Here is a 17,801-nt window from a genome sequence, read left to right as displayed (position 1 = left end):
ATCGTTAGATTTTAACTAATTATTAAAATTTATGTAAATTGCCTTTATTTTTTGGGTTTTATTGTTGACAATAATAGTAGCCATTGGTTATAATATAATCATTGGAAAAAAACCGCGCTCTCCGGCCACCAACCTACAAGCGCGGCTTTTCCCCCAAGTTACATGGAGGTAATTCTATAATAATGCCAAACAAACGATTCGTTTATAATCCCATCGATTATCACGAAGCGTTCGCGTAGCGTGTGCGTAGCACAATGGAGCGCCTTGAACAGCTTGCACAACAGAGGGAGTTAAAGGGCGAGAATTCCTATCCCTATCCCATCACCGAGCGCGAGCAAATCCTAATCCGACTGTACAGTTACTGCGAATTGGGTATGACACCGCAACGGTTTTACAGTAAGTGGGACCTGACTCAGGAAGATATGGCTTTAATCTGCTCTTGTTCCGTTCAAACCGTTAACGGCTGGTTTAACACCAGTCGTCGCTGTTACCCTCCCACTCCTGGTCACTTGCGCCATCTGGCCATTATGGATTTCTTGTTGGAGGATTTCGAGACAATTCCTAAACCGTTATTGGAGCGATTGTTGTCGAAGGGAGAATTGGGAATTTAGAATGAAGAATGAAGAATGAAGAATGAAGAATGTAGAATTAAGAATGAAGAATGTAGAATTAAGAATGTAGAATGTAGAATGTAGAATGTAGAAGGCAGAAGACAGAAGGCAGAAGACAGAAGGCAGAAGGCAGAAGACAGAAGACAGAAGGCAGAATTTTCAATTCTCAATTCTCAATTCTCAATTCTCAATTCTCAATTCTCAATTCTCAATTCTCAATTCTCAATTCTCAATTCTCAATTCTCAATTCTCAATTCTCAATTCTCAATTCTCAATTCTCAATTCTACATTCTACATTCTCAATTCTACATTCTAATCTATTCCCATGGTTTGATTTTCACAATTTAAACAGGTATGCTAGACTGGGTTTAATGTAACCTAAAATGACTCTCCCAAGGTTTTCGACTTTGGGAGTAATTTCCTTTCTGTTAACGATGACTCTATAGGATTTTTAGTTGAGATGTAAACCTATAGCAAAGGGAACAGGGAATAGGGAACAGGGAATAGGGAAAAAATTATGTATAACTAATTACTACAATAAACCCTATAGCGTGTCTAAATCGGTCATGAAGAATCTTGCTGATTTCTGATCACATCAAAAACTCTTCGACTCTCTTTTCTCCTGCTCCCTACTCCCTGCTCCCTGCTCCCTATTCCCTTTACTATCTATAATTTTGCTAATTTCTCTTGAGCAAACTCCCGCAGTTTAGGATCGGAGTCATGCTCTGCTATATCCTGCAATAAGGATCGGGTTTGGGAATGGTTAGGATAATATTCGAGGATGGCATTAAGGGCTACTTGTCGAGGATTGACATTGTCGTAATCCTGGTCTTGATCACGCTCAAAGGGGTCATTGAGAGTGCGATGCTCTGAAAGAGCCGCTACGCGAACGCATAAAAATTCCCATAACCAAGGCTGATCGTGCCAAGCTTGAGCTAACTGTTCAATTGCTGTACTTCGCAGCCAGGAATCTTTATCAGAACGAACCGATTCTTGAAGTATGGCTAAGGTATCTCGGTGGTCTTGGTAACCTTGAGCTAACTGTTCAATTGCTGTAAGTCGCACCGACGAATTTTTATCAGAGCGAGCGGATTGTTGAAGTATGGCTAAGGTATCTCGGTGGTCTTGGTAACCTTGAGCTAACTGTTCAATTGCTGTACGTCGCACCCTCGAATCTTTATCAGAGCGAGCGGATTGTTGAAGTAGGGCTAAGGTATCTCGGTGGTCTTTGTAACCTTGAGCTAACAGTATAATTGCTCTACATCGCACCAACGAATGCTGATCAAAACGAGCGGATTGTTGAAGTAGGGCTAAGGTATCTGGATGGTCTTGGTAACCTTGAGCTAACTGTTCAATTGCTGTACGTCGCACATCCTCTTTATCATAGGAAGCCAATTGTTTAAGTAAGGGTAAGGTATCTGGGTGGTCTTTGTAACCTAGAGCTAATTGTTGAATTGCTGTACGTCGCACCATCCAATATTGATCATAGCGAGCCAATTGTTTAAGTAAGGGTAAGGTATCTGGGTGGTCTTGCCAATGGGTGGCTACTGCTACAACAGCTTGAAAGCGACTATAATGGAATTTATGTCTATTTTTAGAATAGTGAATTAAGTCTTTAAAGTGATTCAATAATCCAGTATCCGTTGATTTAATCTCATATCGATTCCTGACTTCAGACAAACAATCCGCTGCCAGAAATAAATTATTAAACTTATTACCTTCTCTATCTTGTGCCATCAAATACTCAATAATCTCTCCACCTTTCTTGGAATCAATCATGCCCACAATCAACCTGAGCACTTCATGCCAAGATTCATCCGGCCAGTTCTTACCAAATACCTCGGTTTGCAACTGTTCTAGGGAAATCTCCTGTTTTTTTTCAAATTTCCTGACAAATTCCCAAGCACAGAAATATTCCAAAAATGTCCGATGCACAAAGGCGTAGTAATCTGCTCCCATGAAACACAAGATAAAATTGCGGGTGCGCAACTGATTAATCATTACCTTAGCAACGGCTCTGGGATTAGTAACTTCCCGTAATTTCAGCTCCTCTTTAATAATCCTTTCTAAATGCTCTCCACTAATCAGATTTCCCGCTAACCCCGCTTGATTACCCTGCATAAAATATGCCACTTTTCCCAGCATCTGTTGCTTATCTTGATAATCAATAGTCTTGGGGTCAACACGATTATCTTCTAGTAATGCTCGTTCCACATCCCATTGATGTAGCAGTAACCGAGAAGCTTGGTTATAGAGTTCAGACCGGTCACGAGGCAATTCTTGATTGCGGTTCAGGATTGCCATCATGGTTAGTAATAGGGGATTTACCGCCAGTTGTCGAATTGGGGAAGATGTGTCAATTGCTTTTTGTAAGCGCTCCTGTTTCCTAACTTTATCGGCTGGATTAGTAAAGGTTAACTCGTGCCAGTGGTGGATAAAGGTTTGAATTTGTTCCGACTCCAAGTCTTGGAGCATAACATGACGAAATTCAGCATTTCGTAGCCGTTGGGGTTTATAACCAATGACGCGAGATGTAACAATTACTCTTACCTTAGGATAGGTATTGGTAAAGCGATGAATATCAGTAATGACATCTTCTCGTTTGCCTGGCTCAAAGACTTCATCCAAACCATCAAACATCACTAATACTTTACCAGCCTTTAACTGGTGATGCAGTTGATGTTGATTAAGATGACAGATGGAGCCACTGCTTTGATGGCAGAATTCCAAGAAGTTATTACACTGTCCACTATCGCGATTGCGGATATAGGTGCGTAATTCAATCAGTAAGGGAATTGGTAGAGAAAGGGCAGTAGTCAGATCTGTTCTTGCCCAATTTAATGCTAAATATTGCAGCAAGGTAGATTTACCGGAGCCTGGGTCTCCTAAAACCACCAAATAGGGATAGCCTTGAGAGTCCTTGATCACATCCAATACGGATTTAACCGGCTGTTGATGATAAGCGTCTTTAGCTCGTTTCAATTCCTCTGGATCAATTGCTATGTCTAGTTGATCACTGTCTCCCAGTTGTTTATAATAATCTTTAGGAAGTTCATGAAGAGCTGACGGCATCAGGTCATGAACCTCTCGCACATTTTGAGGGATAAATATCCTCCAGAGTTTTAGTTCGTTATAGGCATAGCCACTGGTATCTAAACTATCTAAGCCGAGATTACCGTAGCGCTCTAGGAGTGCTTCTTGATACTCCCTTAAGTCAAAGTCTGGGATAATCCCTGCGGTAGCTTTAGTGTTGTTTGCGATCGCATCCAAAGTTTGGGAATCTCGGATAGGCCGTAACTGATCCGATTCCCGGATGATAGTTTGTACTTGCTTGAGATACTGTCTACCAATATACTTCCAACGAAATTCTTCCGGTAATGGTAATAACTTAAGCTCAATCCAGGTGTTGGCTAATGTCTCGGTATCTAGTTGTTGACAGCCATACTTAAACGCACTTCCTAGGATAGCTTTAATCGATTTGTTTTTAATATACTGCTTGAGGGGTTTAGTATACTGTTTCAATTCTTGCTTAGATAAATCAGCATCTTCCAATTCCTTTTCCACTAAAGCTACAAATTCTTTTAAGGCTTTACCGAAGATTTTTTTCTGGGTAGTTTTATCCGATAGTCCAGTATAGTCTTTGATAGACTCTTTGAAGAAGTCTTTAGTGTAGTCTTCTAGAGCTTCTTTGGCCAAGGGACCGATTACTTCTTTGGCGAGATAGCCACCGGCACTAGAAATTCCCCAAACTGCTAACCAATCCAGCATGATATTGGTATTTTTGTGGTTTATTTATCATTATAGAGAAAAGGGAAAAGGGAGTAGGGAGTAGGGAGTAGGGAGTAGGGAGTAGGGAGTAGGGAACAGGGAACAGAGAACAGGGAACAGGGAACAGGGAGCACAGCTGATGGCTGACAGCTGACAGCATTAGGCTAAATGCTTACCGACAGTTGCTAAAATCAAAATCATGAGTCGGACAAAAATTGAGGTAATCTCATGTCTGTTGCCAAACCCTTATTTGAGCAGGTTATTCTCCCTCATCCGGCCAAAGAAACCCTGCCCACCATGTATGATTTACCCAGTGAAGATCCCGAGGAGCCGGGTTTGCCTGACGAATTTCATATTTGGCAACCACAACTGTGTAGTGAGACATTTCGCCCTCCCAATTATGAGAGCGAAAGGGTCTTTGTGGCCAGTGACTTAAATTTATATTATGACCCAAACCATACCGCTTGGTACAAACGACCGGATTGGTTTGCTGTAGTAGGGATTTCCCGATTCTACCAGGGACGAGAGCTCAGAATGAGTTATGTGATCTGGCAAGAAGACGTCAGACCAATTGTGGCCATAGAGTTGCTATCTGCCAGCACCAGAGATCAAGACCTTGGTTACAGTGAACGAACGGTCGAACCACCAACGAAATGGGAAGTGTACGAGCAAATTTTAGCAATTCCCTACTATGTTACCTTTGACCGAGTCAGTAACGAATTACAACTTTTTAAGTTAGATGGCGGCAGCTATCAACCCCAAACCATAGACAATTCCAAATTTTGGATGCCTGAGTTGCAATTGGGTTTAGGACTATGGCTTGGGGAATATCGGGGATTGAATCGGTTGTGGCTACGTTGGTATGATCAACAGGGGAATTGGATTCCCACTGACGCTGAACTTGAACGTCTTCGAGCTGAACATGAACGTCAACAGAAGGAACTGGCTCAACAACAAGCTGAACAGGAACGTCAAGAGAAGGAACTGGCTCAACAACGAGCTGAACTTGAACACCAACGAGCTGAACTGGCTCAACAACGAGCTGAACAATTAGCAGAACGGTTACGACAGATGGGTATTAATCCCGATGAAATTTAACCTCTGTCTGAGTTGGTGGGTGTATGTGATTTAAGCTGTTTGACCCGGTGGTGGGTTAGATTATGTTCGGATAATTGGGGACAATACTGATAGATTGGCAATCTTTTTCAGTGCTACTGATACTGACGATAATTCCTTAAACGCACTGCATGGCGAAAATTCGGAAAACCGTTGTGAACACGATTGGCTTAAATCCAGATTACCTGATTCCCGTTCCCAAAGAGACAATTCCGAAAACAGCGATCGGCAAAATTCAGCGCCAGGAATTGAGAAAAAGATTCGAGGCTGGTGAATTCCATCGCATCTTTTGAAAGGCTGAAGTCAGGAGTCAGAAGTCATAATTTCAAATACCTCCTGTTGTCTGATCGCGTTTTCCATACCTATGAGGTACACAGGATTTTTGGCATTGCTTGATTCAGCAATACCATTGAAACCAGGGAATCTCTATCCAACAATGAAGCTTTGCTTGTATACACTTATTCTGTGGCAGTTACGACCATATTATTACCAATGCTAAACGCTCAAATACTAGATTTTTTAAATGTCAACAATATCGAATACGAAATTATTCAGCATTCATCAACTTGCTCTGATTTAGAAATCGAGATGATGCTTAACTCCTGTAATAGAGAGTTTGCTAACACTATTCTACTAAATATAGATGGACTGATACATTATACTTTTGTATCAGCAAATTATGACATTAACACAAATCGTCTCAAAGAAACACTAAAAGCTAACCGATTGGATCTAATCACAGATCCAATAACAATTACTTACCCTTATGAATTATTTAAAGTCACTCTAATAGACCAAATCTTAGCGAATGAAACTGAAGAAATTTTGTTTAAAGTTGAATCATCAAATAAGAATATAGTTGTTAAAGTTAAAACATCCGTTTTTCTGGCAGTTTTTAACCCCAAGGTAGTTTCCCTAAACCTTTTGCCTAAATACAGAACAAAAATAATTTTTGTTTCTCCTGAGTCCAACAGAAATACATTTGAGGATAACGAAAATTGTTTTTTTGGTATTAGTTTAGAGAACAGTCACTTTACTCGTCCAAAGCTTATGGCATCACTTGATTGGATAAGTAAGCGTTTTTCTTCATGCTTTGTATTGATAGGAGATAGCATACACAGAATAACACTAGAGACTCGTGGAGGTCTTGAGCCAGTTGAAGCTTATGATAAAGCCCTATGTCTTGGCTCTGAGTTTTTACATCGAGAGAAAAATATTTTTAAAAGATTTGAAAATTATTGTAAGTATAATTTTATTTTATGTTCGGAAGTACAAAGTTACCCAGACTACAATCTATACTACACAAAGCTCAAAAATCTTTTTGATCAAGACACATCTTTTCAAAATTCAGTAAAAGCATTCAGTGAGAATTACCACCGTAGAAAACAAGCACAAATAAGTAACGAGCAATGGAAAGCTCATATCAGCCGATCTAGCGAGTATTTTTTAGAAGAGTTTGCCATTTTTGCTTGCTTAGTCAAAAGAAATATTCCAGTTATGGTTTATCCAGGTTCTTTCAGCACTTTGACAGAAATTGTCAATGGTAAACATCCCAAGGTGTTACAGGAGCTTAAAGACTTAACAGTTGTATCACTCCAGTTGAAAAAAAGATGAAAGGAGCGCAGATATTTTGGATAAACTTTCCTTTTACCGATGAACTTTGCTCAGATTGGCAGTAGATTGGGTCAACTTTAACTCGGGTATCTTAAGATTTATCGCTTTGCTTATTTTAGACTGAAGCAGCTTTAATTGTTCCAGGGCAAGCTGATTCCAGTCAAAATTTTCAATGATCGTTTCTTCGTCCCTGTGGCTACTCATTCTGTTAGATGTTTTTGGCAGCAATCTGGTCAGCTGTCAGTAAAACAGTAGGGTGCGTTAGGGACGGGCTCACCCTACTGTTTTGGGTAGCCAGTGTTGGGAAAGTCCGTCCCGTAACGCACCATCGGGTCAAACAGTCAGTAAAACAGTAGGGTGCGTTAGGGACGGGCTCACCCTACTGTTTTGGGTAGCCAGTGTTGGGAAAGTCCGTCCCGTAACGCACCATCGGGTCAAACAGCTTTAATGAGATGCACCCGAATTAAACGTCCGTTTCAAATAAGGCAAGGCGCAATCGCTCAGCTGAATCTTCCAGTTCTGCCAGGGACTCAAGGCTAACAACGATGCTGCGTTCAATTCCTAAAATTTCCGCCGCTTTAGCCACAGTTGCTTTTTCTTTTTCATGGTAATTACCATCCCCTCGACACATTTTGATCGCTTGGTACAACATGGATCGGCGAAAATTCAGGGGAAAGTCATACTTAAGCCCAGTCAATAGCTCCTCAACGTTAGCATTTTTCCAATCGAATTGGCGGAGCGCTTCAATGTATTCTTTTTTTATTCAGATTCGACTAGCAACATTTCCTGTTCATCAATATACCACTGTAATTCTGCTTCTGCCAATTCCCCATCCGCTCCAGCAATTGCCATTAAGGCACCGCTATAATTCACGCCTACCTCAAAATCAACTGGTTGAGTAATGTTATATCTATTTTGACCATATGGGGTCACCTGAAGACTTTTTCCACTTGTCATAGTTTTGCTCTCTGTTTTTGATATAGGTGTTTTGAGCAAGCTTATTCTACCACAAGATAAATTGATGCGATCGCGTAGCGTGACCAAAGGTCAATCATGGGTGAAACCCCCTTGTTTGTCAAGTTTATAAAACTCAATACGTTGAGGTTAATAACCTGTAGTTTGAGCAGATTATCAATAAAATTATCTAGGAATTAGTAATATAAAACTGTTATCAAATCACAGACTATTTGTTAAATTTTTCTTAAATATTTATTTGTGTAAAACGGGCATCTTGGTGGAACAGGCATCTTGCCTGTTTCCTGCCGCCAAATTTACTGATTGCTGACTGCTGAGTGCTGAGTGCTTACCCCATTAGCAACAGGTACCTGTTGGGTAATACAATGAACTCCTCCTCCACCTTCAGCCAGGATCAGACTATTTACACCAACAACCTTCCGCCCAGGGAAAACCTCACGCAGAATAGCAAGGGGAGCATCATCTTGGCTGGAGTCACCAGCAACTGGAACGATCACACCATTATTAGCAATATAAAAATTCATGTGAGCAATATCTAAGCCAAGAGGAATCTCAACAATCTCAAACTTACGTCCGCGAGCATCAGTACTTTGTTGTAATCGATGCTTAGCATCCCCACAAATCTTGTAATTTGGATCATTAGCATCATCAGTGCTATGGAGTAAGACCAATCCAGGTGCTGCAAATGCGCAAATCCCATCCACATGTCCATCTGTGACGGGATCAGGTACGATACCACGACCTAGCCAAACCACGGTTTCAGCTCCGAGATAGTGCTTCAACAATCTCTCAACTTGAGACTTACTCATCCTCGGGTTGCGATTGGGGTTAAGTAAACATTCCTCAGTGGTGATAATAGTACCTTCACCATCTAATGTGACACCACCGCCCTCCAAGACTAGAGAGGATGAGTACATGGTAGTATCAAGATAGTGAGACAATCGCGCCTTTAGTAAAGCATCGTCCTGATAGGGGGGAAACTTACCACCCCAACCGTTGAACGTAAACCCAGCTACCCGACGTGAACCCTTGCCGTTCACCAAAAACATTGGACCGGAATCCCTTGCCCAGCCATCGTTTACGGGAAACTCAATCAGTTCAATATCTGAACTCAACAAGCCCTTAGCCACACCCTTGTCTTGAGGATGAACAACCATCGAAACCGCTTCAAACTCATTGACAGCATTCGCCACTGCTGCCCATTCCCGCCTTGCCTTCTTCAGACCATAGCCTTTCCAATTCTGAGCTGGAGGAAACACCATGATCGTGAATTCATGGGGTTCCCATTCCGCTGGAAAGAAAAAGCCATCTTCAAGGGGTGTTGTCTCTTGCAATAACGTCACTCCAGTGCTGCTATAGTCCGGCATTTCACTACTACTAACCTCAGTTCTCACCCTTGAGCAGACTGCTGACATACCCAAGGCACTAGCAGCTGAAAGAACACTTAACTTCAGTAACCTTCGACGATTCAACATAGTGTGTATCTATTCTAGAGTACTTATCACTTGGGTAGGGAGTAGGGAGTAGGGAGTAGGGAGTAGGGAGTAGGGAGTAGGAATTCTCCCATACTTCCCACCCTCCCCACACTTCCCTCCCTCCCCATACTTCCCACCCTCCCCACACTTCCCTCTCTCCCCACACTCTTCTTCTCTCCCCACACTTCCCACACCTCCCACACTTCCAACACTTAACACACTTTTTAATGGTTAATGCTAGCAGCGCTATCATAGAGTGGCTCAAATGTCCAGTGACAGGTGATCTGTTTTTTCTACTGATGGTCAAATTAAGGTAATTAGAGATTCTGTAATGCGGTGTGATTGCAATTACACCTTTGGGTAATGGGGAAAGTGTTTTCACCATTACCCTTCTTACCCATAAAGAAAATGCTCACTAATATATAGCGTTTGTATCTGGGTTATAAAGTCATCGATAGCTAGCTTGCCTATTGCCTATTGCCTATTGCCTATTGCCTATTGCCTATTGCCTATTGCCTATTGCCTTTTGACTTTTGCCTATTGCCTATTGCCTCTTGCCTATTGCCTTTTGCCTATTGCCTATTGCCTTTTGCCTTTTGACTTATGACTAAAGTAACTGACGAACTCAAAACCGAAATTTTCTACCCCGATAGTGATGGTAAGCCTATGACAGAAAGTGATCCTACTCGGGATTATCTAATTTATGGGGTAGAAGCCTTAAAAAGTTATTTCAAAAATCGGGAAGATGTTTATGTTTCCGGTAACTTATTTATTTACTACCAGAAAGGAGAACCCAATGAGGTAGTCTCTCCCGATGTATTTGTGGTTTTTGGCGTGGAAAACAAACAGCGAAGAAGCTACAATGCTTGGGAAGAAGGAGGAAAATTGCCCAGTTGGGTATTAGAAATAACCTCAAAAAGCAGCCAGAATAGTGATCAAACCACGAAACGCCAACTATACCAAACTATGGGAGTATTAGAATACTTTCAGTATGATCCTACTGGGGATTATCTTAAACCGCCACTTAAGGGATTACGTTTGGTTAAGGGAAAGTATCAAGCTATCCCCAGCAAGCCCTTAGGGGATGGAGATTTTTCTATTGATAGTGAAGTCTTAGGTCTAGAGCTGCAAGTGCATCAGGGAAAACTAGAATTTTTTGATCCGAAGCTGGGTAAAAAGCTATTAAACTTTCAAGAACTGGAGATAGCTTATCAACGAGCAAAGTTAGAGCAAACCACAGAAGCTCAAGCCCGACAACAAGCGGAGTTAGAGCGAGCTGCCGAAGCTCAAGCCCGACAACAAGCGGAAGAAGCGCTAAAGAATGCTATTTCCCAGTTACTAGGATTAGGATTGAATGTTGAACAGATAGCTGAAGCACTAAATTTATCAGTGGCAGAGGTTAACCGTCACGTTCAAGAATAACCCTATTAAGCTAATGGGCATTTAAATTGGTTATTCCCCCTTACCTATTTCCTGTTCCCTATTCCCTACTCCCTACTCCCTACTCCCTACTCCCTTGCTGAATGACCAATGACTAATGAGCAATTAAAACCTAAATTTTTCTACCGCAATACTAATGGTACACCAATGGCAGAAAGTGACCCTAACCGAGATTATATCATTTATGGCGTAGAAGCCTTGAAAAACTATTTCAAAAATCGAGACGATGTTTATGTTTCCGGTAACTTATCGATTTACTACCTAGAAGGCATATATGATGCCGTAATCGAGCCTGATGTATTTGTAATTTTCGGAGTAGAAAATAAACTACGAAAACACTACAAAGTTTGGGAAGAAGGCGGAAATTTTCCGAGTTGGATCTTAGAAGTAACTTCAATAAATACTAAGGGAACTGATCAAAGGTTTAATCGCCAAACATACCAAGATATGGGAGTATTAGAATATATGCAGTATGACCCTGTGGAAGATTATCTCCAACCACCCCTGAAAGGATTACGTCTGGTGGAGGGAAACTATGAGCCTATAGCTAGCAAACCTTTAGGAGATGAAGATTTCTCCATTTACAGTGAAGTTTTAGGTCTAGAACTTCAAGTGCATCAGGGAAAATTAGAGTTTTTCGATCCAAAGTTAGGTAAAAAGCTATTAAACTTTCAAGAACTGGACATGGCTTATCAGGAAGCTGAACAAGCACTACAGCAAACTGAACAAGCACTACAGAAAGCTATTTCCCATTTATTAGGATTAGGAGTGAGTGTGGAACAGATAGCTGAAGCGTTGAGTATATCAGTAGAAGAGGTTAATTACAGAGTCCAACACTAACTAACGTCAGTTTTGGATAAGGAGGTAAGTATTCAGCCATCAGCTATCAGCTATCAGCGGTCAGCGATTAGCGCTACGCGCACGCTACGCGAACAGCTATTAGCATTCAGCTTATGCCCTACGCGCACACTACTTGAGATGCTTTTGAATAAGCGATGCAGCGCGGTCTTGGGGAGGCAGTGCCGCCAAAGGGGGTTCCCCCCATGAGCAACTGCCGTGGTTTCCCCCATGACCGCGCTGCATCAAGACAACAGGTAAACATTGCTTTAATCTCTGTTACTTCAGCATTAGGCTGACTGCTGACTGCTGACTGCTGACTGCTGACTGCTGACATAAGGAGGAGCGAAGGGAGTAGGCTGAAAGTGCCACCCCTCAACCTTCCCAAATTTCTTCCATAACCATGACAAAACCAGGCAGCACCGAATCATCCCCCTTCACCGTAGCGGGATTTTCCAATTGCTCCACATCAGCACCAGGACGGTAAATATACACCCGACGACTATTTGGCTCAATCAACCACCCCAACCTCGCACCATTGTCCATGTACTCCTCCATCTTGTCCTTGAGATCTTTTACCCTATCACTGGGGGAACGCAACTCAATCACAAAATCTGGGCACAGAGGAATAAATTTTTTCCTTTGTTCTTTACTCAGAGATTCCCACCGCTCCAGCTTGAGCCAAGATGCATCAGGAGAACGATCTGCCCCATTGGGGAGCTTAAAGCCACAAGAAGACTCAAAAACTTTCCCTAGCTTTGTTTGGCGGTTCCATAACCGTAGCTGAAAATTAATGTCGGAATTTCTGTCAGATGTTTCACCTCCTGTTGGGGGCATAACAATTATTTCTCCGTCTAATGTGCGTTCAATACGTAAATCTCGATTAACCTGACAAAACTCAAAAAATTGGTCATCATCCATATCCAATGCTGGAGGCATCCTCAGCACAATGGGATTAGTTTCAACAGCTGTGGTGGCGAATGTCATGATTTAGCTACTTCCCGCACAAAAGAGTTTATTCTATTCTAAGGTCAGTTTTGGTTAAGCGATCGCTGGCAAGAGCTTCTTTAAGGGAAGGCTTTTTGGACACTTTGGCAATAAAAAAATGTAGGGGTTGGTTCATACTACCCCTACATTAAAAGCTGCTAATTTGTTAATCACTTCTTGATGCAGTCGCTCATGGGGGAAACCACGGCAGTCGCTCATGGGGGGGACCCCCAAGACCGCGCTGCCTTCCCAAGACCGCGCTGCATCGCTAGTATGGTGGGCAAACTAATCTAGTGCAACATTTAACCTGTACAAACCTACTCACAAGCAGATAGGACGATGGTATAGCATTAGTTAAAACTCATGGTTGTTGCCGACAAAGCAATGCCAAAAGCATTGCGCTAATTTTCTTAATGGAGGCTCTGGTGCCTACTCTCAAACCGCACTGTAACTTCACTCAGTCCATTATTTTACGTCGCTTAACTTACGACCAGCTGCCAAGGCTTTTAGTTCTTCGTTTGGCGGTAGTGTTCCCTTGTTAAACAAGTTACTAACTTATTTGATTATAAAAGAGTAGATAATGTTTGACAAGGTTTAGAGAGCTATAAGGCTAATAGTTGCACCTCTCGAATACTCAAAACAATAGAACTGTTTTTGCCCACCCTACTAGCTAGGGAAAAGTTCTCTAGTCTCGAATACTCAAAACAATAGAACTGTTTTTGCCCACTCTACAAGCTAGTCAACTGTAAAATATCAATCCCTAACGAGGAGCAATAGATGGAGCGACAGAAACTATTGGAGCATTTTCTAGTGCTACTGGTGCTTCGTTGACCAAGGTTGGTACAGAGTTGCGGAGTCGTGCGGTTAGCTGAACGGTAGTAGCGTCATAGATCTGAGTCACAATTTTCGGATACAAACCAATCCCGATAATTGGTACTAACAGACAGGCAATAATAAACACTTCCCGAGGTTCCGCATCAATCAAGGCTTCGTGGGCAACTAATTCCTTGTTTTCCGGACCATATAAAATCTCTCGCAGCATGGAGAGCAGGTAAACTGGTGTTAAGATAACCCCGATAGCTGCCAGGACGATCACTAATACCTTGAACAAGGAACCGTAAGCATCACTGGTAGCAAAGCCAACAAACACCATCACTTCTGCCACAAACCCACTCATTCCGGGTAATGCTAAGGATGCCATGGAACAGGTTGTCCACATGGCGAACATTTTGCCCATTCTTTTACCAACACCCCCCATCTCATCGAGCATCAAGGTATGGGTACGGTCATAGGTAGCTCCTACTAAGAAGAATAGGCTGGCACCAATTAAACCGTGGGAAATCATTTGCATCACTGCCCCACTCATGCCTAAGTCGGTAAAGGAAGCAATACCAATTAAGACAAATCCCATATGGGAAATGGATGAGTAAGCAATCTTACGCTTGAGATTACGCTGGGCAAAGGAGGTAAGGGCAGCGTAGACAATATTGACAATCCCTAAAATTATCAATACCGGAGCAAACACGGCATGGGCATCGGGTAGCATCCCAGCATTCATGCGGATTAGGGCATATCCCCCCATTTTCAGCAGAATGCCAGCCAGCAGCATGTGTACCGGGGCTGTGGCTTCCCCGTGGGCATCTGGTAACCAGGTATGTAGAGGGAAGATGGGTAGCTTGACCCCGTAAGCAATCAGGAAGCCTCCGTAAAGCAGTAGCTGGAAATTGAGAGCGTAATCTTTGAGAGCGAGCGATCGCATATCAAAGGTTACGGTATCCCCATAGAATGCCATGCCTAAGGCAGCTAGCAAAATAAACAGGGAACCCCCTGCCGTGTAGAGGATAAATTTGGTAGCTGCATAGAGACGCTTTTTGCCCCCCCAGATTGACAGTAGCATGTAAACCGGAATTAACTCCAGTTCCCATACCAAGAAAAACAACAGCATATCCTGAACAGCAAATACAGCAATCTGACCACCGTACATTGCCAACATCAGGAAGTAGAATAGCTTAGGCTTGAAGGTTACCGGCCAAGCTGCCAGCATCGCTAGGGTAGTAATAAAGCCAGTCAGTAACACTAGAGGCATGGATAAGCCATCTACACCCACTGACCAATTCAAGTCCATTTGAGGCACCCAGCTGTATTTTTCGACCAGTTGCAGTTCTGGGTTGCTCAGGTCGTATTGGGTCACAAAAGCATAGACAATTAGGGCAAAATCAATTAACCCGATAATTAAAGCGTACCAACGCTCCCAAGTCCCATTTTTTTCTGGCAGAAAGGGGATCAGAAGCGATGCCGCAATCGGAAACAGAATAATTATTGTTAGCCAGGGGAAATCTGTCATAGTCAACTAGTCATTGGTCAAAAGAAAATTGCAAATTGTTAATTGTTAATTGTTAATAGACAACTAACAATTAACAAAGCAGCTCAGCTCACACCTGAGACAATTACTAAACCCAGTACTGCGAGGAAGACAATTAGAGCATAGAATTGGGCACGACCGTTTTCTACGTATTTCAGTGCTTCACCACTGAGCAGGGTGAAAAAGCCAGTCAGGTTTACAGCACCATCAACGATACGGTAGTCTACCTCCATAACTTGCCGTGCTAATCGACGGCTTCCCTGAACAAACAGCCGGTCATAAATTTCATCGAAGTACCACTTATTGAGAGACAGCTGATATAGGGGCTGGATTTTTTTAGCGATCGCATTGGGGTCAATTTTGCGCTGTAAGTACATCAGTACCGCAACGGAAATCCCAATCAGACCGATTCCCACAGAACTACCGCCCATAATCAGAAATTCTGACCAGTCAAAGGCTTCTGCTTCTGCCACGACTTCGGCTATGGCTTCACTGGCTGGGTGGATAAATTCCTCAAAGTAGTTGTTAAAGGGAGTTCCCACCAAACCAATCAGTACCGATGGCACGGCTAACACTAACAACGGTAGGGTCATCGTTAAGGGTGACTCATGGGGAAACTCACTGTGGTGGTGGTCGTGGTGATCATGGTCAGCCTGAGCCTCAAGTTCCCGTACATCCATAGCACCAGGACCAAAAGCAGGTACAGCTACACCAGCAGCTTCCTTGAGTTGATGACGGATTTCCATTTCATTGCCCCGAAATTCCCCTTCAAAGGTAGAGAAATACATCCGGAACATATAGAAAGCAGTCATTCCAGCAGTCAGCCAGCCAATTCCCCACAGGAAAGGACTTACTTCAAAAGTACTGCCTAAGATTTCATCTTTTGACCAGAACCCTGCGAAGGGGGGAATTCCACAAATTGCCAAGGTTCCAATTAGGAATGTCAGGGAGGTAATGGGCATAAACTTACGCAAGCCTCCCATTAACCGCATATCCTGAGCTAAAATCGGGTCATGGCCAACCACAGCTTCCATACCGTGAATTACTGACCCAGAGCAGAGGAACAGCATGGCTTTGAAATAAGCGTGGGTCATCAGGTGAAATAAGCCAGCACCATAGGCTCCAATGCCCATTGCCATTACCATATAACCCAATTGAGACATTGTTGAATAGGCTAACCCTTTCTTAATATCATTTTGAGTAATAGCAATGGTTGCCCCTAAGAAAGCGGTAAATGCTCCCGTCCAGGCAATCACAGTCATAGCGACTGGAATCCCTTCAAACACGGGGTACATCCTGGCAATCAAAAACACCCCAGCGGCTACCATGGTTGCGGCGTGAATTAGGGCAGAGATCGGGGTTGGGCCTTCCATGGCATCAGGAAGCCAAACGTGGAGGGGAAATTGCGCGGATTTAGCCACCGGACCAAGAAACACTAAGACAGCGAACACAGCTGCCATGCCTGCACCCAGGTAACCGGATTCGACAAAGGTTTCCAGATTGGCTCCCATGACATCAAAGTCGAAGGTGCCAGTTGCCCAGTAGAGTCCCAACATGCCTAACAGCAGACCAAAGTCTCCGACACGGTTAGTAACGAAGGCTTTTTGACAAGCATCTGCTGCTGCCTTACGGTCATACCAGAATCCAATTAGCAGGTAGGAACACATTCCCACCAGTTCCCAGAAAATATAAACTTGCAACAGGTTGGCAGAAACCACCAACCCCAGCATAGAGGAACTAAACAAGCTTAAATAAGCATAGAAGCGCACATAACCAGGGTCATGAGCCATGTAGCCATCGGTATAAATCATCACCAGAAAAGCTACGGTGGTCACAACTACCAGCATCAGTGCGGTTAAGTGATCGATGGTATAGCCCATCATTAGGTGAAAATTGCCAGCAGCAGCCCACTCCAGGGTGCGTTGATAGGGTTCATGACCATGAAATTGACTCCAGAGTATAGCAAAGGAGAACACCATCGACGCCCCCAACAAGGAGACAATAAATACAGCTAACAGCTGCCGCAGACGGTTCGTTGCTCTATTGAAGGAAATTAGCCCCAGACCAACCAGCATTGCCCCTGCCAAGGGAAACACTGGGATTAGCCAGGCATATTGATAAAGCGGTTCCATTTAAGACAGCCTACTTCAGATTTCGTTACTATTTTGGCAAACTGTAAACCGCTCATGTCTAAAGTTTTTCTTTTTGTTTGTCTGTAGAAGGCCAGACGCTTTAATCTCAACTGCACTATAGCAGCGTACACCATGGACTCAAGGTCGGCATTGGCTTGCGGTGACTACTACCAACAGCCGCCATCCGCTGAATAGGCCAATCTAGTCTCATATCTGATACAAATCTTAACCTTTTTAGTAATCTTGATCACAAAACATCTCATCAAAATGGGTCATTATCATGAGATAATCGGACTAATTGATGAAAATAATAAAAAAAGTTTAGTTAACAAAAATTTATCTTTTCGTTACGGAGCCATTGCCAATTACTAGGCATGGAAGTGCTATAATGGAGAATTTATAAATTCACAGGCACAGATCAGGCACAAGAGTCAGAAACCAATTAGTAATTGGCAATCGGTAATTGGTCATGGGAAAGGGTAAA

At 42.9% G+C, this 17,801-nt stretch carries 17 protein-coding genes; 7 read left to right on the top strand and 10 right to left on the bottom strand.

Going from position 1 to position 17,801, the window contains the following annotated elements; genetic code table 11:
- Window positions 1-254 precede the first annotated feature (254 nt).
- On the top strand, window positions 255-611 hold the full coding sequence (locus F6J90_RS21180; RefSeq protein ID WP_293097720.1) for a hypothetical protein: 357 nt from the start codon (window positions 255-257) through the stop codon (window positions 609-611).
- A gap of 666 nt (window positions 612-1,277) precedes the next feature.
- Here F6J90_RS21180 and F6J90_RS21175 read toward each other — a convergent pair.
- Both F6J90_RS21175 and F6J90_RS21170 read right to left on the bottom strand, forming a co-directional pair.
- Complete coding sequence (locus F6J90_RS21175; protein WP_293097719.1) at window positions 1,278-4,379, bottom strand: HEAT repeat domain-containing protein; 3,102 nt, start codon at window positions 4,377-4,379, stop codon at window positions 1,278-1,280.
- Window positions 4,345-4,539, bottom strand: coding sequence for a hypothetical protein (locus tag F6J90_RS21170; RefSeq protein ID WP_293097716.1), 195 nt, complete (start codon window positions 4,537-4,539; stop codon window positions 4,345-4,347). The genes F6J90_RS21175 and F6J90_RS21170 overlap by 35 nt, the downstream gene beginning before the upstream one ends.
- A 68-nt stretch (window positions 4,540-4,607) precedes the next feature.
- Here F6J90_RS21170 and F6J90_RS21165 point away from each other — a divergent pair, with 68 nt between their 5' ends.
- From F6J90_RS21165 to F6J90_RS21155, 3 genes are all read left to right on the top strand, one after another.
- The gene (locus F6J90_RS21165; protein ID WP_293097714.1) at window positions 4,608-5,477 is read left to right on the top strand and encodes a Uma2 family endonuclease; all 870 of its coding nucleotides are present in this window, start codon (window positions 4,608-4,610) and stop codon (window positions 5,475-5,477) included.
- A 149-nt stretch (window positions 5,478-5,626) separates the two neighbouring features.
- A complete protein-coding gene (locus F6J90_RS21160) occupies window positions 5,627-5,788 on the top strand; it encodes a hypothetical protein (protein ID WP_293097711.1) in 162 nt (53 codons plus the stop codon).
- Window positions 5,789-5,960: 172 nt separating this feature from the next.
- Entirely contained in the window at window positions 5,961-7,109 is a 1,149-nt protein-coding gene (locus F6J90_RS21155; protein WP_293097709.1) for a tRNA-dependent cyclodipeptide synthase, read from the top strand.
- A 463-nt stretch (window positions 7,110-7,572) separates the two neighbouring features.
- Here the strand turns inward: F6J90_RS21155 and F6J90_RS21150 are convergent, their stop codons facing one another.
- From F6J90_RS21150 to F6J90_RS21135, 4 genes are all read right to left on the bottom strand, one after another.
- A complete protein-coding gene (locus F6J90_RS21150) occupies window positions 7,573-7,806 on the bottom strand; it encodes a hypothetical protein (protein WP_293097706.1) in 234 nt (77 codons plus the stop codon).
- Window positions 7,807-7,868: 62 nt separating this feature from the next.
- Complete coding sequence (locus F6J90_RS21145; RefSeq protein WP_293097704.1) at window positions 7,869-8,066, bottom strand: hypothetical protein; 198 nt, start codon at window positions 8,064-8,066, stop codon at window positions 7,869-7,871.
- Between the two features lie 314 nt (window positions 8,067-8,380).
- Window positions 8,381-9,559 carry an agmatine/peptidylarginine deiminase gene (locus tag F6J90_RS21140; protein WP_293097702.1) on the bottom strand — a complete coding sequence of 393 codons (1,179 nt, stop codon included), beginning with the start codon at window positions 9,557-9,559 and terminating at the stop codon, window positions 8,381-8,383.
- A 26-nt stretch (window positions 9,560-9,585) separates the two neighbouring features.
- Window positions 9,586-9,771, bottom strand: a complete 186-nt coding sequence (locus tag F6J90_RS21135; RefSeq protein WP_293097700.1) for a hypothetical protein — start codon at window positions 9,769-9,771, stop codon at window positions 9,586-9,588.
- A gap of 251 nt (window positions 9,772-10,022) precedes the next feature.
- Between F6J90_RS21135 and F6J90_RS21130 the strand changes: the two genes are divergently transcribed.
- The 3 genes from F6J90_RS21130 to F6J90_RS21120 all read left to right on the top strand — a co-directional run bounded on the left by F6J90_RS21130 (window position 10,023) and on the right by F6J90_RS21120 (window position 11,839).
- A complete protein-coding gene (locus F6J90_RS21130) occupies window positions 10,023-10,166 on the top strand; it encodes a hypothetical protein (RefSeq protein ID WP_293097698.1) in 144 nt (47 codons plus the stop codon).
- Complete coding sequence (locus F6J90_RS21125; protein WP_293097696.1) at window positions 10,163-10,981, top strand: Uma2 family endonuclease; 819 nt, start codon at window positions 10,163-10,165, stop codon at window positions 10,979-10,981. The genes F6J90_RS21130 and F6J90_RS21125 overlap by 4 nt, the downstream gene beginning before the upstream one ends.
- 108 nt (window positions 10,982-11,089) lie before the next feature.
- Window positions 11,090-11,839 (top strand): Uma2 family endonuclease, encoded by a 750-nt coding sequence (locus F6J90_RS21120; RefSeq protein ID WP_293097694.1) that lies wholly within the window; start codon window positions 11,090-11,092, stop codon window positions 11,837-11,839.
- Window positions 11,840-11,957: 118 nt separating this feature from the next.
- Here F6J90_RS21120 and F6J90_RS21115 read toward each other — a convergent pair whose 3' ends face one another.
- From F6J90_RS21115 to F6J90_RS21100, 4 genes are all read right to left on the bottom strand, one after another.
- Window positions 11,958-12,215 (bottom strand): hypothetical protein, encoded by a 258-nt coding sequence (locus tag F6J90_RS21115; protein ID WP_293097692.1) that lies wholly within the window; start codon window positions 12,213-12,215, stop codon window positions 11,958-11,960.
- Window positions 12,212-12,823 carry a Uma2 family endonuclease gene (locus F6J90_RS21110; RefSeq protein ID WP_293097690.1) on the bottom strand — a complete coding sequence of 204 codons (612 nt, stop codon included), beginning with the start codon at window positions 12,821-12,823 and terminating at the stop codon, window positions 12,212-12,214. The genes F6J90_RS21115 and F6J90_RS21110 overlap by 4 nt, the downstream gene beginning before the upstream one ends.
- 760 nt (window positions 12,824-13,583) lie before the next feature.
- Window positions 13,584-15,167 (bottom strand): NAD(P)H-quinone oxidoreductase subunit 4, encoded by a 1,584-nt coding sequence (locus F6J90_RS21105; RefSeq protein WP_293097689.1) that lies wholly within the window; start codon window positions 15,165-15,167, stop codon window positions 13,584-13,586.
- Between the two features lie 83 nt (window positions 15,168-15,250).
- Window positions 15,251-17,317, bottom strand: a complete 2,067-nt coding sequence (locus tag F6J90_RS21100; protein ID WP_293097687.1) for an NAD(P)H-quinone oxidoreductase subunit 5 — start codon at window positions 17,315-17,317, stop codon at window positions 15,251-15,253.
- Window positions 17,318-17,801 lie beyond the last annotated feature (484 nt).

The organism is Moorena sp. SIOASIH, assembly GCF_010671925.1.
GTDB lineage: Bacteria > Cyanobacteriota > Cyanobacteriia > Cyanobacteriales > Coleofasciculaceae > Moorena.
The sequence above is the reverse complement of the archived record's forward strand: the minus strand, read 5'-3'. Positions and strand labels throughout refer to the sequence as shown.

What these genes read in the sequence shown, in the direction of transcription:
- F6J90_RS21175 (WP_293097719.1), bottom strand. Translation starts at nt 4,379, where the DNA reads ATGCTGGATTGGTTAGCAGTTTGGGGAATTTCTAGTGCCGGTGGCTAT.
- F6J90_RS21160 (WP_293097711.1), top strand. Translation starts at nt 5,627, where the DNA reads ATGGCGAAAATTCGGAAAACCGTTGTGAACACGATTGGCTTAAATCCA.
- F6J90_RS21100 (WP_293097687.1), bottom strand. Translation starts at nt 17,317, where the DNA reads ATGGAACCGCTTTATCAATATGCCTGGCTAATCCCAGTGTTTCCCTTG.
- F6J90_RS21110 (WP_293097690.1), bottom strand. Translation starts at nt 12,823, where the DNA reads ATGACATTCGCCACCACAGCTGTTGAAACTAATCCCATTGTGCTGAGG.
- F6J90_RS21170 (WP_293097716.1), bottom strand. Translation starts at nt 4,539, where the DNA reads ATGCTGTCAGCTGTCAGCCATCAGCTGTGCTCCCTGTTCCCTGTTCCC.
- F6J90_RS21120 (WP_293097694.1), top strand. Translation starts at nt 11,090, where the DNA reads ATGACTAATGAGCAATTAAAACCTAAATTTTTCTACCGCAATACTAAT.
- F6J90_RS21145 (WP_293097704.1), bottom strand. Translation starts at nt 8,066, where the DNA reads ATGACAAGTGGAAAAAGTCTTCAGGTGACCCCATATGGTCAAAATAGA.
- F6J90_RS21140 (WP_293097702.1), bottom strand. Translation starts at nt 9,559, where the DNA reads ATGTTGAATCGTCGAAGGTTACTGAAGTTAAGTGTTCTTTCAGCTGCT.
- F6J90_RS21180 (WP_293097720.1), top strand. Translation starts at nt 255, where the DNA reads ATGGAGCGCCTTGAACAGCTTGCACAACAGAGGGAGTTAAAGGGCGAG.
- F6J90_RS21165 (WP_293097714.1), top strand. Translation starts at nt 4,608, where the DNA reads ATGTCTGTTGCCAAACCCTTATTTGAGCAGGTTATTCTCCCTCATCCG.
- F6J90_RS21125 (WP_293097696.1), top strand. Translation starts at nt 10,163, where the DNA reads ATGACTAAAGTAACTGACGAACTCAAAACCGAAATTTTCTACCCCGAT.
- F6J90_RS21105 (WP_293097689.1), bottom strand. Translation starts at nt 15,167, where the DNA reads ATGACAGATTTCCCCTGGCTAACAATAATTATTCTGTTTCCGATTGCG.